14 protein-coding genes are annotated in these 14,567 nt (G+C 35.4%); 5 read left to right on the forward strand and 9 right to left on the reverse strand.

Features of this window, described 5'->3' with window-relative positions:
• Positions 1-161 precede the first annotated feature (161 nt).
• Positions 162-3,596: an FtsX-like permease family protein gene (locus tag BCR24_RS00090; protein ID WP_100630341.1), complete on the reverse strand. Its 3,435-nt coding sequence runs from the start codon at positions 3,594-3,596 to the stop codon at positions 162-164.
• Positions 3,597-4,298, reverse strand: a complete 702-nt coding sequence (locus tag BCR24_RS00095) for an ABC transporter ATP-binding protein (protein WP_069638528.1) — start codon at positions 4,296-4,298, stop codon at positions 3,597-3,599.
• A 198-nt stretch (positions 4,299-4,496) separates the two neighbouring features.
• Between BCR24_RS00095 and BCR24_RS00100 the strand changes: the two genes are divergently transcribed.
• Both BCR24_RS00100 and BCR24_RS00105 read left to right on the forward strand, forming a co-directional pair.
• Positions 4,497-5,165 carry a DNA/RNA non-specific endonuclease gene (locus BCR24_RS00100; protein ID WP_069638529.1) on the forward strand — a complete coding sequence of 223 codons (669 nt, stop codon included), beginning with the start codon at positions 4,497-4,499 and terminating at the stop codon, positions 5,163-5,165.
• Between the two features lie 23 nt (positions 5,166-5,188).
• Positions 5,189-5,572 (forward strand): hypothetical protein, encoded by a 384-nt coding sequence (locus tag BCR24_RS00105; RefSeq protein ID WP_239574078.1) that lies wholly within the window; start codon positions 5,189-5,191, stop codon positions 5,570-5,572.
• Between the two features lie 45 nt (positions 5,573-5,617).
• On the opposite strand, the gene nagA is transcribed toward BCR24_RS00105, so the two are convergent.
• Together nagA and BCR24_RS00115 are read right to left on the reverse strand one after the other, a co-directional pair.
• Positions 5,618-6,766, reverse strand: a complete 1,149-nt coding sequence (gene nagA / locus BCR24_RS00110) for an N-acetylglucosamine-6-phosphate deacetylase (RefSeq protein WP_069638531.1) — start codon at positions 6,764-6,766, stop codon at positions 5,618-5,620.
• A 103-nt stretch (positions 6,767-6,869) separates the two neighbouring features.
• Positions 6,870-7,697 (reverse strand): helix-turn-helix domain-containing protein, encoded by an 828-nt coding sequence (locus BCR24_RS00115; protein WP_069638532.1) that lies wholly within the window; start codon positions 7,695-7,697, stop codon positions 6,870-6,872.
• Between the two features lie 191 nt (positions 7,698-7,888).
• On the opposite strand from BCR24_RS00115, the gene BCR24_RS16780 reads away from it, so the two are divergent.
• The gene (locus tag BCR24_RS16780) at positions 7,889-8,065 is read left to right on the forward strand and encodes a hypothetical protein (RefSeq protein WP_167351657.1); all 177 of its coding nucleotides are present in this window, start codon (positions 7,889-7,891) and stop codon (positions 8,063-8,065) included.
• Between the two features lie 103 nt (positions 8,066-8,168).
• On the opposite strand, the gene BCR24_RS00120 is transcribed toward BCR24_RS16780, so the two are convergent.
• Entirely contained in the window at positions 8,169-9,386 is a 1,218-nt protein-coding gene (locus BCR24_RS00120; RefSeq protein WP_069638533.1) for a pyridoxal phosphate-dependent aminotransferase, read from the reverse strand.
• Positions 9,387-9,558: 172 nt separating this feature from the next.
• Between BCR24_RS00120 and BCR24_RS00125 the strand changes: the two genes are divergently transcribed.
• Positions 9,559-10,098, forward strand: coding sequence for an STM3941 family protein (locus BCR24_RS00125; protein ID WP_069638534.1), 540 nt, complete (start codon positions 9,559-9,561; stop codon positions 10,096-10,098).
• A gap of 50 nt (positions 10,099-10,148) precedes the next feature.
• On the opposite strand, the gene BCR24_RS00130 is transcribed toward BCR24_RS00125, so the two are convergent.
• Positions 10,149-11,798: a glycoside hydrolase family 13 protein gene (locus BCR24_RS00130; protein WP_069638535.1), complete on the reverse strand. Its 1,650-nt coding sequence runs from the start codon at positions 11,796-11,798 to the stop codon at positions 10,149-10,151.
• 388 nt (positions 11,799-12,186) lie between these two features.
• Entirely contained in the window at positions 12,187-12,927 is a 741-nt protein-coding gene (locus tag BCR24_RS00135; RefSeq protein WP_069638536.1) for a glucose 1-dehydrogenase, read from the reverse strand.
• A gap of 274 nt (positions 12,928-13,201) precedes the next feature.
• Between BCR24_RS00135 and BCR24_RS00140 the strand changes: the two genes are divergently transcribed.
• Entirely contained in the window at positions 13,202-13,777 is a 576-nt protein-coding gene (locus BCR24_RS00140; protein ID WP_069638537.1) for a hypothetical protein, read from the forward strand.
• Positions 13,778-13,945: 168 nt separating this feature from the next.
• Here the strand turns inward: BCR24_RS00140 and BCR24_RS00145 are convergent, their stop codons facing one another.
• Both BCR24_RS00145 and BCR24_RS00150 read right to left on the reverse strand, forming a co-directional pair.
• A complete protein-coding gene (locus BCR24_RS00145) occupies positions 13,946-14,203 on the reverse strand; it encodes a hypothetical protein (RefSeq protein WP_069638538.1) in 258 nt (85 codons plus the stop codon).
• Positions 14,196-14,567, reverse strand: coding sequence for a hypothetical protein (locus tag BCR24_RS00150; RefSeq protein WP_069638539.1), 372 nt, complete (start codon positions 14,565-14,567; stop codon positions 14,196-14,198). The genes BCR24_RS00145 and BCR24_RS00150 overlap by 8 nt, the downstream gene beginning before the upstream one ends.

Consider the following 14,567-nt stretch of genomic DNA (forward strand, 5'->3'; position numbering starts at 1 on the left):
TCTCCCGAATTTTTTTTGAACGTACTTATATTTTACCAATACTTTGTACAAAATGACAGCAAATCTTAAAATATTAACCGAATGATAGCTCTGTTCTCGCAAAAAAATAAAACGAAACAGCCACAAAGTAAAAGGCTTGTTCGTTTTATTTTTCAAACTATTTATTCATTGGATTTCAACGCTTCGATCATATCAACCTTCATCAGTTTTCGATGCATAAAGATCATCACCAGCAAAGTAAAGAACAATGTGATCAAAGCTGAATAAAGATAACTTAGCCAATGGATCGTTGGTGAAAACATCAGCATATCTACTTCCACTGTTGTCAGCACATAGCTGTGAACAATTTTTCCAAAGAAACAACCAAAAAAGATACCAATTATTGTCAAAATTATATTTTCACGATACACATACATTGTAACCTCTTTATCATAAAAGCCTAAAACTTTGATTGTTGAAAGTTCTCTGATCCGTTCTGAAATATTGATATTTGTTAAATTATATAACACAATAAAAGCCAATAAACCAGAAACCGTGATCAAGACCCACACCACAATATTCAAACTATGAATCGTATCATCTAAAGCATCACTCGATAGAGATAGAAACGAAACATTTAAAACGTTTTGGTTTTCCATCAATTCTTTTCCAATTTTGTTTTCTACTTTTTCACTAGGCGCTTTGTCAAAAAGTAAAAAGTCTGTATTGTAGCTAGGGGCTTTTTTAAAGATTTTTTCATAATAATCCGGAGACATGTACGCAAAGTGTCCTGTATAATTTTCAGCAATAGCATTGATTTTAAGCTTGTATTCCTGATTGTCACTATTTTTCAAAACAAGTGTGTCACCCGTTTTATAGTGGAATAGATTCGCTAATTTTTCGTTAATGATCACACCATCATTGGTTAGCTGGTACTTTTCACCTGATTGTCGATCATTGAATAAAATAAATTGGTCGATTTCTTTTGGCTTTTCAGGTACATAGATAGAAACATCTTGTTTAGCATTAGACTTTCTCGTAGTTTTTAAAGATTCAGTGTATAACGGCATCGTCTCTTTCAAACCATCGACTTTATCCAATACAGCTTGGTAGTTTTGCTCATTTTTTTCGGATTTATCTTCTTTAAACGTCACGATTGCCTGATAGTGCCAAATTTTATTAAATTGGACATCTACGATATCTGAAATAGAATCTTTTAAACCAAAACCTGTGATGATCAAAGCCATACAGCCTGCTATACCTAAAACGGTCATTAACATTCGTTGTTTATAACGGAACAAATTTCGCGCCGTAACTTTTTGTATAAAACTTAATCGATTCCATATCGGTTTAATCCGCTCCAGCCAGATTCTTTGTCCGGCTTTAGGTGCCTTAGGACGGAGTAAGATCGCAGGTGTACTGAATAAGTCAATTCGTAAAACCACCATCGCAGCGCCTGCCGTACAGATAACCGACACGACTATTCCGATCAGACTATAACTTAAATACCATGGCGTAACAAAATCTGGCACATTGTATAATTGTCCGTACGCATCAAAGATGATCGTTGGGAATAAATAATAGCCAACGAATAATCCTAAAACGGCACCACATAGACTTGCGAATGCTGCATAAACTAAAAATTTAAACGCAATTTCTCCATTTCTATACCCTAATGCTTTGAGGCTACCGATTTCCATCCGTTTTTCCTCAACCATTCGCGTCATTGTTGTTAAACTCACTAATGCTGCAATCAAGAAAAAGAAAATTGGGAAAACAGTTGATAAGGAAGAAATTCGATTGGCATTATCTTCATATTCAGAATAACCAGGATTGTCATCTCTTGTAAAATAATAATAATCAGCCGCTTTTAGGTCTGCTAATTCTTTTTGTTTTTTTTCTAATTCTGTTTTTGCGTCATTTAGTTTTGTTGACGTTTCTGCCTTTTTCTTTTGAAACTCTGCCAACCCTTCTTCGTAGGCTTTTTGCCCTTCATCTATTTTTGCTTGCGCCTCGTTTAATTTTGCTTGACCGTCAATTTTGGACTGTTCCAATTGCGCCCGCCCAGCTGCTAGTTGTTCTTTCCCAGAAGTTAACTGCGCTTCGGCTTGATTGATTTGCGTTTCAGCCACTGCAAGTTGTTGTTGCCCTTCTGTATATTGTGCAATCGATTGATTGATCGTATTGATATTTTGATCAAGGGTTTGTAGACCTTGAGCAACCTGAGCTTGTTGCGACGCTAGATTGGCTAAAGCACCATTGATTGTTCCCATAACAACAGCAATATTGGCTCTTTCAGGTTGAGAGATTAACTGATTAGTCGCGGCAGTGATCTCTCCTGGCGATCCTAAAGCTTGTACAGCTGCTTGTATTTGTGGTGCTGCATCTGCAATACTTTCTGCTAATGTATCATCTGGTACTCGATCTAAAAGAGCAACAGTGGCGGCTAAACTTTGGTAACCATTGACTAACTGATTTAATGATTCGCTCGATCCTGCTAACTCATTCCGTTGTTGTTGTAATCCTGGTAAAGCATTTTGACCTTGCGCAACTTGAGTTTGGGCTTGCGTTAATTCATTTTGCTTTTGTTCAAGTACACTTTTTTGTGCAGCAAGTTCATTTTCACCCATTATGATTGTTGCTTGATTTGCTACGAGTTCGTTCTCTGCCGCTGCGATTTGTTCCGTGTAGGTCGCTTGTGCTTGTGTTAGTTCTTGCTTGCCTGCTGCTAATTCCTGTTCGCTCGTGTTAAGGTTATTTTCAGCATCTTTCAGCGCGTTTTCCCCATCTGAAATCTCTTTTTGCGCTTTTTCAAATGACGCTTTTGATTCTTGACGAATTTCTTCTGCTCGTTGCTCTGGACGATTTTTTAGTGTTTGTTTGACTGACGTGAGTGCTTTTTGTCGTTTGTCTTTGTACTCTTTGGAATAGCTGTCTAAATCATTTAGACCTTTAAACGATAAAAGAATCTCTGTATAGGCGGAAAGAGCCATATCTTCTTTAGGCACTACAGCAAAAAAATCTAGTGATCCTTTGCCAATTGTCGTATTTCCTCGAGAGGTATTCTCGATATATTCCGGTGATTGCACAAAGCCAACGATTTTAAAGGTTTGTTTTTTTAGTGACTTGTCTTTGTCATCTTCCTTTGAAAGGGTCAGTGTTTCACCTAGTTTATAGTGTCCTCGCGATTGAGCTAAATCATCTAGAACGATTTCGCCACTCTTTTTAGGCATCCGACCTTCAATCACTCGATAATCAATCATTGGCTGCTTTTCATCTAAGTCATAACTAACAAATTTTACTGCTACATTTCGCTCACTGATGGCAATATCCTTTGTGTATCTAGGAAAAACGGTCGCCACCTCTTTATCCTGTTTAGCTTGTTCAACATCTTTTTCCGTTAAACCCTGTGTAGAGACAATTCGTGCATCCGGTAGTTTTTGGTTTTGATAATAGTTTGATGCAGTTTGGGTCATGTCCGGTCCTGTTGCTTTTAGTCCGACAAAAACCATGACACCAAGAAAAATGATCCCCATAATTGATATAAACCGGGTTTTTGATTGTTTGATTTCACGAAAACTTGTTTTAAGTAACGCTGTTTTTTTCAATGTAGCCACCTACCATTCTATCTCAGATACAGGTTTTGGTTCATCGTTGATCGTCACACTTCGAACTTTGGCATCATTGATACGGATTACGCGGTCAGCCATTGGGGCAATGGCTGAATTATGTGTGATTATGATGACAGTTGTTCCTGTTTTACGAGCAGTATCTTGTAAGATCGTTAGGATTTGTTTCCCTGTTTCATAGTCTAATGCTCCCGTAGGTTCATCACACAATAATAATTTAGGTCGTTTAGCAATCGCTCTAGCAATCGTTACTCGTTGCTGTTCACCTCCAGATAATTGTGCTGGAAAGTTATCTAGTCGAGCTCCTAAACCAACTGATTGCAGTACTTCTTCTGGATTCAAGGCATTAGAAACGATTTGAGATGCTAGTTCAACATTTTCTTTAGTCGTTAGATTAGGTACTAAGTTGTAGAATTGAAAAACAAAGCCAACGTCATTTCTACGATAGGTAGTCAATTGTTTTTCGTTGAATTTTGCAATATCAGTTCCATCGATTACGATTTGTCCTTCGTCACAAGAATCCATTCCACCTAAAATATTCAACACAGTGGATTTCCCTGCACCACTTGGTCCTAGAATAACGGCAACTTCGCCTTTTTCTACTGAAAAACTGATCCCATCATTTGCAGCGATTGTGGTATCTCCCATATGATATCGTTTATATTCATTTATTACATCTATATAAGCCATTTTTTTCAATCCCCTCTCAAAAGAATTTTATCATAAGAAGACAAACAAGTCCTCTTAAAAGTCAAAAGCGTTTTGATTTTTGCTTTTTTTTTCGTATAATAGAGAAATGAGCGTAATCTTAAAGAGGCGCAAAATAAATACTAAATTGTTTTGATTAAATTGATTCCTCTACCATAGTTACTAGTTAGGAGAAAAAATATGGCAAGAAAAAAACAAAAACCGCCTTTTAGTCCGGCAATTATGCTTGTGGCGGTTTTACTTATTTTAGTTTTAGGTGTATTTGGTGTTCAAGTTCCAGACACTATTCAAGAAATGTTTGGTGTTCATACCCAACAGCAATCAAAACCGACCACAACAACGTCTGTCTCTTCAACGAATCCAGGTCCAAAAGAATTGGGACCAGCTACTTTTTCAACAAATGAATTGACAGATAGCAAATCAGGCTGGATTGACTACCACTCTCTAGACTCACTTGGCCGAGCAACAGGCGCTGAAGCTCTATTAAAACCCGCAATGGTGAATACTGGTACCTCTGCAAATAAGGATATTCGGCCACCTGGTTTTATTTCCGGCTTAGATCCGACGAACCATTCTCGAGGACATTTGATTGGACGCCAATTAGGTGGTTCAGGTGATGATGCCAGAAATCTTACCACCCTTTATCAAACACCGGTCAATACACCTTTCATGACAAAATATGAAAATCAAGTTCGTCAAGCTCTCGACAAAGGTGAAACAATTCGTTATCGCGTTACACCGGTTTATGAGGGAACAGAATTGTTATGTAAGCAAATTGACATAGAAGCAAAGGGTTTGAACAAAAATACAACAGTTGATTTTCGCGTGACAATTTTAAATGAAAAATAGCAATTGGCTATGAAGGAGGCAAAATGATGGATTTTCAAAAAGTGAAAAATCAACTAACTATGTTTACTCCGCAAAAGTTTTTAACAGCCGTGTTAACGAATGAGCAAGATGAAGATAGTTCAATAATTTTCAGTCAACAATTAGAAAAACAGTTTGAGCAAAATATTCAATACCTTGCCTCTGAAGAAACAATTTCTTCAGAGGATGTCGCTACTTGGAAAAAATCCGAATTCTTAGTCATAGCACAAACAATCGATGGTGATTATATTGCAGGAACTATTCACCAAACATTAGTCATCCCGGCGTCCCTTTATAAAACGGATATAGAAGTTTTCGATTTAAAATTGCCTGATTTTTTCATTGAATACACTAATAATACGTTGAACTCGGCACTGTTACCAAAATAAGCAGAATAAAAAAGATTTCAGCAAAGTTTGCTGAAATCTTTTTTATTAAACACGATAACGTTCTACGCCATCTAAATAAGTTGCTTCTAAGTCCATATTTGGATTCAATACGATAAAATCAGCATCTCGTCCATTCGCTATCAGCCCACACTTATCATCGATTTTACAGCTAATAGCAGGAACCAAAGTTGCCATCATGATTGCTTGTTCAGGTGTCGCAATTTCCCAATCCACAACATTTTTGATAGCTTCTTTTAATTTTAGAATACTACCAGCTAGATTGCCAGACTCTAAGCGAGCAGTCCCATCTTTTACGACCACCGGAAATTCACCCAAGTTATAATCACCGTCTGGCATACCACCAGCCATCATACAATCAGTGATCAATGCTACATGATCATGGCCTGCTTTTTCCATTAAAATATCTGCTGCGTTTGGATGAACATGATGACCATCACAAATCAATTCAGAAAAAACATGCTTTAATGACATCAAAGCACCAACCATGCCCGGCTCACGATGATTTAATCCGCGCATTCCATTGTAAGCATGAACAAAGACACTAGCCCCTGCTTCAACAGCATCCGTTGCTTGCTCTAAAGTTGCATCACTATGTCCTAAAGCAACAACAACGCCTTCATCTGTGACAGCTTTTACAAATTCTTTTACTCCATTACGTTCTGGCGCTAAGGCTATTTTTTTGATCAAGCCGCCGGATGCTTCTTGCCATTCGTTAAAAGTCGCCAAATCTGGATCACCAAAATAACTTGGATTTTGTGCACCTTTATGCTCTTCTGTAAAAAATGGTCCTTCAAAATAAATTCCTTGGACTTTTGCTCCTGGAACTTCTTGATACACACCACCAATGGTCTTAGCAACATCCTTCAAACGTTCCTTACTTGAAGTTAAAGTCGTAGGTAAAAATGAGGTAACACCACAAGAGAGCAGCCCTTCAGACATAACTTTTAATCCGTCTGCATCACTGTCCATCACATCATGATTCATATAACCATGAATATGCGTATCTACTAAACCAGGTGCAATCCATTTTCCTTCTTCTTTAATTATTTTAGCCTCATTGTCGGGAACCTCTTTATAAAAATCCCCAAATAGACCATCTGTGATTTCTAAATAGCCAGGTCCTTTTACATCACTTTTTAAAAAGAACTTTTCAGCAAAGATAAACGTTCTCATCTTCATCCTTCTTTCTTTAATTTTCTACTTTAAACGTACTCTTAAAATCAGTCAAAGTCAAGAATGGTGTAGACCTTTTCTAAAAAAATTTACTTAACTTTCTTTAGATTCTAATCGTTTCAATGCGACGGATTTGTTCGGATAAAGTTTGGTATTCTTCTGCTTTTTCTGTACTTCCTTTAACATGCATCAACTGACTTTTCAGCTGAAATAACTCACTTAAATAGTAGTAACTATTTTTATGCCTCGACCAAACAATTCCTTGATCGATATAAATTTGCGCTTCTTCTAAACGATTTTGATCAGTTAGAAATTTGGAATAGTTATAAAATATCTTTGTCAATTCAGCTGTTACGCGTCCGTTAGGTAATTTATGAAAATAATGAATGCTCAATTTTAAGTATTTTTCTGCTTCGGTGATTTTCCCAATACTGCTATAGGTACTGCCAATACAGCTAATCACTTGAATTTCAAAATCTGATAAATTAACTTTATTGGCTTGATAAGTATAAGAAAGTCCTTTTTTCAAGTCGATGATTGCCTGCTCATAATCATTACAAAGATAAAATTTGCAGCTACCTAAATAATAATAGTAGCGTTGCCAATCTGTATCTAAATGTAATCGCTCTTCGATTTGAGTGTCTTTCATATACGTCATGATTTTTTTATATTCTTTATGGCGAAAATAATCAGCTATCTTTTCAAATATCTGCGTGATCAATCGAACTTCATCCGATTTGAACTGCATAATTTGATCCATCGTCACACCTAAGCGCTGACAAATCTGCTGCATCACTACTACATTTGGTAACTCTTCATTATTTTCGATTCTGCTCAATACACTTTGTGAACAAATGTCTTCTGATAACATTTTTTGTGTTAATTTTCTATTCTTACGAATTTCCTTAATAACTGCTCCAAAAGAATCCATGCCTTCACTCCTAAACCGATTTCATTTATCTTTCAATAGTAAAAAGTCGTGTTCTATGAAAAAATCAAAATATGCGAATTCGCATTATGCATTTATTGTACTTTAATGCATAATATACTGCAAGAACATTACCTACTACTAGACCGAAACGATTTAAAATAATTTTACTTTACAAATAAGGGGTGTTACTCATGACACAGGAGAAACGAATTAGCTTTAGTTGGGATAAAAATAGTTACATGGGCTATGTCGAAAAAGAATATGAAAATGCTTATTTGGTTGTTGTTTCGGACCCCAGTCCGGATATGGAAGAAAAATATACAAATCGTATGGTAATTAGTAAAAAAGATTGTCAAACGACAGAATAATCTAATTTTTTAGACTTATTTTGATTATTGCATTCTTACAAAAAAAGTGACTCAAAGCTTTCCAGTTTTGAGTCACTCTTTTTCTATTCAAATGTCATCCGTTTTATTTTTGCTTATACGTACTTAAAAACTCTCGCATTTTTTTCGTTGTAAATTTCAAGTCTTCCATTTTTGGTAAATAGACGATTCTAAAATGATCTGGCTGTGTCCAGTTAAATCCACCACCATGTACCAGCAAGATATGATGCTCATGAAGAAAATCTAAAACAAATTTTTCATCGTCATAGATATTAAATCGAGCGGTATCGATTTTAGGAAATATATAAAAAGCGGCTTTTGGTTTTACAGCTGAAAGTCCTGGAATATCATTGATCGCATTGTAGATATACTCCCGTTGCTCATAAATCCTTCCACCTGGCAGTAATAGATCATCGACACTTTGGTAACCGCCTAAAGCTGTTTGAATAATTTGTTGTGACAATACATTAGAACATAAACGCATCGAAGCTAACATATTCAATCCTTCGATATATCCTTTGACATGTTTCTTATTGCCGCTCAGTACCATCCAACCACAACGGAACCCAGCAACTCTATGTGATTTAGATAACCCATTTAGTGTAACTACAAACAAATCAGGAGCGAGTGTAGCAATTGGAATATGTGTTAAGCCATCCATCACTAAACGATCATAAATTTCATCTGAGAAGATGATCAAATCATTTTGTCTTGCCACTTCAACGATTTGTTCCAAGATTTCTTTCGGATACAATGCTCCTGTTGGATTATTTGGATTAATCAAAACAATTGCTTTTGTATTAGTTGTCACTTTCTCTTTGATATCTGCGATATCTGGATACCATTCTGATTGTTCATCACAAATATAATGAACAGGATTTCCACCAGCTAATGACACCGAAGCCGTCCATAAAGGGTAATCTGGCATTGGTACTAGCACTTCATCCCCATTGTTCAACAGTCCTTGCATGCACATTGAAATTAGTTCACTTACGCCGTTGCCTGTATAAATATCATTGATTGTCACATTAGGAAATCCTTTGACTTGGCAATACTGCTCAATTGCTTTACGGGCCGAGAAAATTCCTTTTGAATCCGAATACCCTTCTGAATTACGAACATTCATGATCATATCGCGGACTACTTCATTTGGTGCATCAAAACCAAACGGAGCGGGATTACCGGTATTAAGTTTCAAAATACGAATGCCCTCTTCATGCATTCTGTCCGCTTCTTCTAAAACCGGACCACGCACATCATAACTGACACCATCAAGTTTATTAGATTTCTCAAAATTTCTCATACAGTATCCCTCATTTTCAAAATTTATATCTTTAAAGTTACGCTACGTAGAAAAAAAAAGCAATGAAAAATTAGCAATTTTCTAAAAATTTTTTCCCATTTTCTTTCAGCTCGATTTTTCGACTGAAATTTATGCTATGATAAATAGGAAAAAGTTATTAAAGGAGCGTACTATGAAAGAAGAATTTGTTGTGTATCGAAGTAAAGGAAAACAGTTTTTATTGGTTATGTTAGCGATTATGATGACTATTGTATCTATTTTCTTGATTTTTACTAAGGATTTTGAAATCGATTTTTTAGGCTCAAGTTCTACTTATATTATTACGTTGATTGGCATAATCGGCGTTACTTTATTTGGTTTTTTTTCTATCTATTCTATAAAGCAATTATTTTCGGAAAAGCCAGTTGTCGTCTTAACAAAACAAGGTTTTTATGATTATTCTAGTGCTATGGCTACAAAAGATCATTTGATTCCTTGGGACGACGTCTCTGATATCGGTATTTTTACTATTTCTGGTCAAAATTTCATCACGATTAGACTTAATAATAGAGAAGCATTCTTAGCGTCGTTAAGTCCAATCGTACGAAAAGCCACCCAAGCAAACTTAAAGTTAGGTTCATATGAAATCAACATCACAATGCAAAGTGCTAAGGACGTTTCTTTAGAGGAATTACTTGAACAAATGTTTACGTTTCTTGAAGCAACTGAATAAAAGCGAGTGTAAAACAAAAATAAAATTCACTTTTGTTTTACACTCGCTTTTTATTTGTGTTTATATACCCTTGCTTCATATGGAGCAAACATTGTGTGTTGGTGAATCGGATGATCATCTAAATTACACAATTGCAGCACCCAGTCTTCAATCTGAACATTGTCTGGTAAATCAGCCGAAGCAAATTCATTGGATAAATTGATGATGACAACATATCGTTCATCAGCTAAATAACGACCATACACAAAAAGTTGAGGGTGGTCAGGCAAATATAATGTATATCCACCATAAATTAATGCGTCGCTATGATTTCTCAGCTGAATTACTTCTTTATAAAAATTTATAACAGATGCTGGATCTGTTAATTCATCCAACACATTGATCACTTGCTTATTTGGGTTGATCACCATCCATGGCTCTCTTTTTGAGAAACCAGCGTATTCTTCTGCTGTCCACTGCATGGGTGTTCTTGCATTATCTCTAGCCGTTTTACGAATCACATTCATCGCTTTTTGCGGTGTAACCCCAGCTTGGATCATTTCATGATAAAAGTTTTTAGTATCAACTGCATCGATATCATCGATCGAAGCAAATGGCATATTGGTCATTCCAATTTCTTGCCCTTGATAAATAAACGGGGTTCCCTGCAACAAAAGAAACGTTAAAGCTAACGCTTTAGCAGACGCTTGCCAGAAAACGGCCTCCTCACTGCCAAAACTAGATACTGAGCGTGGAATATCATGATTTTCCATATAAAGAGCGTTCCAGCCTTTTCCATCTGCTAAGGCATTTTGCCAAGCAGTGAGCGCTTGTTTAAACTGGATAACATCTAAGCCTTCCTGTTCCTCTTTGTTCCAGAGAGAAATGTGGTCAAATTCAAAAAGCATATTGAAATACCCTTCTGACTCGCCTACCCAGTTATGCGCTTCAGCCGCACTTACGCCATTGGCTTCTCCTACTGTTAGAATGTCCCTTTTTTTAAAAATATCCCTTAACTCTTCTAAATGTGTTTCAATTCCTGGAACATTTTTAAATACCGCAAAAGGATCTTCCGTTAAGCTTGTTGTAAATGGCGCCTTTTTAATATGAGAAATGGCATCGACACGAAATCCATCGATTCCTTTATCCAACCACCAATTGACCATAGTAAATAAATCTCTTTTGACACGAGGATTTTCCCAATTCAGATCGGGCTGTTCCTTGGCAAAAACATGGAGATAATACTGCTTAGTTGTTTCATCATATTCCCAAGCAGATCCTCCAAAAATAGATAACCAATCATTTGGCGGTCCATCTATTGTACCATCTGCCCAAATATAGTAGTCTCGATAATCATCTTTTACAGAAGATCTTGATTCAATAAACCAAGAGTGTTGATTAGAAGTATGATTAATCACTAAATCCATGATTACCTTGATTCCATATTCGTGGGCTTCTGATAACAATAAATCAAATTCTTCCATTGTACCAAATAGTCCCATAATGTTTTGATAGTCACTGATATCATAGCCATTGTCCACATTAGGAGATTCGTAAATAGGGGTAATCCAGATAAAACCAATGCCCAAATCCTTGAGATAATCTAGTTTTGAACGAATCCCATTTAAATCACCGATCCCATCGTTATTTGTATCCATAAAACTAGCCGGATAGATCTGATATCCAACAGCTTCCTTCCACCATGTTCGTTTGATTACCATATCATACCCTCCTAACTATATTTTCTTCATTATATAAGATGTATAGAAAAAACGTATCTGAAATGCACACAACGGCAACGCCTTTAGATAAATTTATAGTTCACTCTTTTAAAGAAAAAACTTGAGTCTGGGAAATAACTCTACGAGTTATCTCTCAGACTCAAGGAATCCGAATAACCGGTGGGAGCAGGAAGCAACTCCTTCGGAAATAAGTTGATATTGTACAGTACTTACTTGGTCACAAACATTTGAAGAACAACAATTAGGAATCAGCTCACATCGAAATTGAAAATTCCGTGTTCTTGTCATTTTCGTAAATTTCCTCTTATTTCTTGGAGTTAAACACTTCTGTCTAAGCCTTAAGTTACAATTGAATAAAATCTAATGATTAAGCTAAAATCCCACCATCTGCTATAAATTCACTGCCTGTTGAATAGGAAGAATCATCCGAAGCTAAAAATAAAACTAATTTTGAAATTTCCTTTGGCTCTGCCATTCTTTTCATAGGAATTGTTTGTTCGAATTGTTCAATAGCTTTTTTTTGTTCTCCAGTCGCTTGGGTCACCATTGGTGTGATAACGCCGCCTGGATGAACAGAATTTACTCGAATATTCTTATCTGCAAATTCTAACGCAGCACATTTTGTTAGTCCCCTAACTGCAAATTTCGAACTGACGTAACCGTAACCGCCAATACTCCCTTCAAATCCTTCAATCGAAGATATATTAATAATCGAAGCAGAACGACTTTTTTCCATAAGTGATACAGCTGTCTTCATTCCTAAAAAGACAGATAATTGATTAATCTCTATCGTTCTCATAAATTCTTCTTGACTGGTATTGATCAATTCATTAAATACACTAATTCCTGCATTATTAACAAGAATATCTAAAACACCTTTTTCTTTTTCAATTTGCTCTATTGCAGCTTGCCATTGCTCTTCTTTGGTAACAACTAAATGCAGAAAATGGGCCTTGTCTCCTAACGCAGCAGCGGTCTTACTTCCTTTTTCGTCATCAATGTCTGCAATATAAACGGTCGCACCTTCCTTGCTGAATAAGGTAGCATGTTCTTTCCCCATCCCCATTGAAGCACCAGTGATCAACGCAATTTTGCCTTCTAATCTCATTAAATAATCCTCCAATCCTAAAATAGAATAAAACTAAAAATGTCAAAAAACATTTACACTCATTATAACGCTAAATATACTTTTGTAAATGGTTCTTAGCTACTATTAGACAAAATAAAAAATACTCTTTAGCCAAGACTATTTTAATCTGTAATCATTTTAATTGGAATGACATACTGTGTAATCTTTCTACTATATAAAAAAGAGTATACTAAAATAAATTGATGAAAAATATTTAGTTTTTTAACTATACGTCGTATTTGGAGGATCAGAAATGTATCACTTACTCTACTCTATTGAAAATGCTATAAAAAATTTAGTTCGAACAAAAGAATTACTTTTTACTATACTTATCATTTTTTTAATTAGTTCTTTTACTTTTACAAGTTACTACTTATTCAGTCTTATTAATTCTTGGAAAAACATGCTGATGAATGAAGATAATTTTATTACATTGATTCCTGTTAATATTTTTCATTTTTTAATTGCTATTATCTTTTTTACGTCATTTCTTTTTTTGATTTTCTATACCAGAAATGCTTTTCGTTCATTTTTCTTCATGCAAAAAGATGATATTCGCACTATGAGTTTTATTGGGCTTCCTTTTTCTATCCTGAGTTTTGAATTTGCCATTCAACCTGTCATTTGTTTAAGTATACTTTTACCACTATCTGCTGTTGTTGGAAAAATAATCGTTAATCAATTTATTTCAGATTTTATGAGTACTCTTGAGTTAAATTTAACTCAATTAAATGATTTGTTTTTTATTATTTTACTAATCTTCTTCTCTTGTGTGGTTATATTTTTTTCAACATTCTTCTTTATTCGACGAATGATAGAGCAGGTGTAGTATTAGTTGTAGCACACTATGTTACCTTGTCTTATTTCTTAATGGATAAAAAAGAACCTTGATCTTGATTATCTGGTTGTTGCGTATTACATCACACTCTTTTCTAAACGATACAAAAAAATGATGAACTTTTAGAAGCTCATCGTTTTCCTTCTTCTGTGATAGTTGTTAGTTTTTTGAGGTATTTTCAAACGTTGTCTTTACTTTTGTTACCCACGCCCCTTTAGCTGAGGATTGAAAGTTTGAAATATAGTTTGCACTACTATTTTTTAATCGTTCTACTCTAGCTTGTCCCATGCTTTTAACTAGTTGCTTTTTCGTTTCTGCCGTTTGAACACATGGCGGAGCAACCATGCCACGTATCAGTGCTTTTTCCAATTCTTTTCTTAATCTTTTTAACTCCATTTTCATTTTTTCACTACTCATTTTCTTTTTTTCTCTCCTTCTCTTTTAAAAGAGTAAGTTCATCTTCTATTAATCGGGTTTGTTTCTTATAATGAATCGTATTTTCTTCTTGTTTATCTTCTAATTCTTTCATTGTTTGATTAACAACCCTATCCCCATCATCTTTGCATTGTTCTAACAGATGGTATACTCTACTCATATTTACTGGTTCACTATATTCTGCTTGCTGATAATGATAGCGATAATTTTCTGAAAGATTTTCTAACTCACGACCAAACTTTTGCTTTTCATAAAAGGCTTCTTCTAACTCATCTTCACTCTTTCTTTGGTTCTTTTCATACTCTGATTCTAAATCTGCTAGTTGATTTATATATGTTCTTTCCAT

It is taken from the genome of Enterococcus ureilyticus, assembly GCF_001730315.1.
GTDB classification, from domain to species: Bacteria; Bacillota; Bacilli; order Lactobacillales; family Enterococcaceae; genus Enterococcus_L; species Enterococcus_L ureilyticus.

Excerpts from the sequence above, each read along its gene's own strand:
- BCR24_RS00135 (WP_069638536.1), bottom strand. The coding sequence starts at position 12,927 with ATGAGATTAGAAGGCAAAATTGCGTTGATCACTGGTGCTTCAATGGGG.
- BCR24_RS00150 (WP_069638539.1), bottom strand. The coding sequence starts at position 14,567 with ATGGAAAGAACATATATAAATCAACTAGCAGATTTAGAATCAGAGTAT.
- BCR24_RS00140 (WP_069638537.1), top strand. The coding sequence starts at position 13,202 with ATGTATCACTTACTCTACTCTATTGAAAATGCTATAAAAAATTTAGTT.
- BCR24_RS00105 (WP_239574078.1), top strand. The coding sequence starts at position 5,189 with ATGATGGATTTTCAAAAAGTGAAAAATCAACTAACTATGTTTACTCCG.
- BCR24_RS00145 (WP_069638538.1), bottom strand. The coding sequence starts at position 14,203 with ATGAGTAGTGAAAAAATGAAAATGGAGTTAAAAAGATTAAGAAAAGAA.
- nagA (WP_069638531.1), bottom strand. The coding sequence starts at position 6,766 with ATGAGAACGTTTATCTTTGCTGAAAAGTTCTTTTTAAAAAGTGATGTA.
- BCR24_RS00115 (WP_069638532.1), bottom strand. The coding sequence starts at position 7,697 with ATGGATTCTTTTGGAGCAGTTATTAAGGAAATTCGTAAGAATAGAAAA.
- BCR24_RS00120 (WP_069638533.1), bottom strand. The coding sequence starts at position 9,386 with ATGAGAAATTTTGAGAAATCTAATAAACTTGATGGTGTCAGTTATGAT.
- BCR24_RS16780 (WP_167351657.1), top strand. The coding sequence starts at position 7,889 with ATGACACAGGAGAAACGAATTAGCTTTAGTTGGGATAAAAATAGTTAC.
- BCR24_RS00100 (WP_069638529.1), top strand. The coding sequence starts at position 4,497 with ATGGCAAGAAAAAAACAAAAACCGCCTTTTAGTCCGGCAATTATGCTT.
- BCR24_RS00125 (WP_069638534.1), top strand. The coding sequence starts at position 9,559 with ATGAAAGAAGAATTTGTTGTGTATCGAAGTAAAGGAAAACAGTTTTTA.
- BCR24_RS00095 (WP_069638528.1), bottom strand. The coding sequence starts at position 4,298 with ATGGCTTATATAGATGTAATAAATGAATATAAACGATATCATATGGGA.
- BCR24_RS00130 (WP_069638535.1), bottom strand. The coding sequence starts at position 11,798 with ATGGTAATCAAACGAACATGGTGGAAGGAAGCTGTTGGATATCAGATC.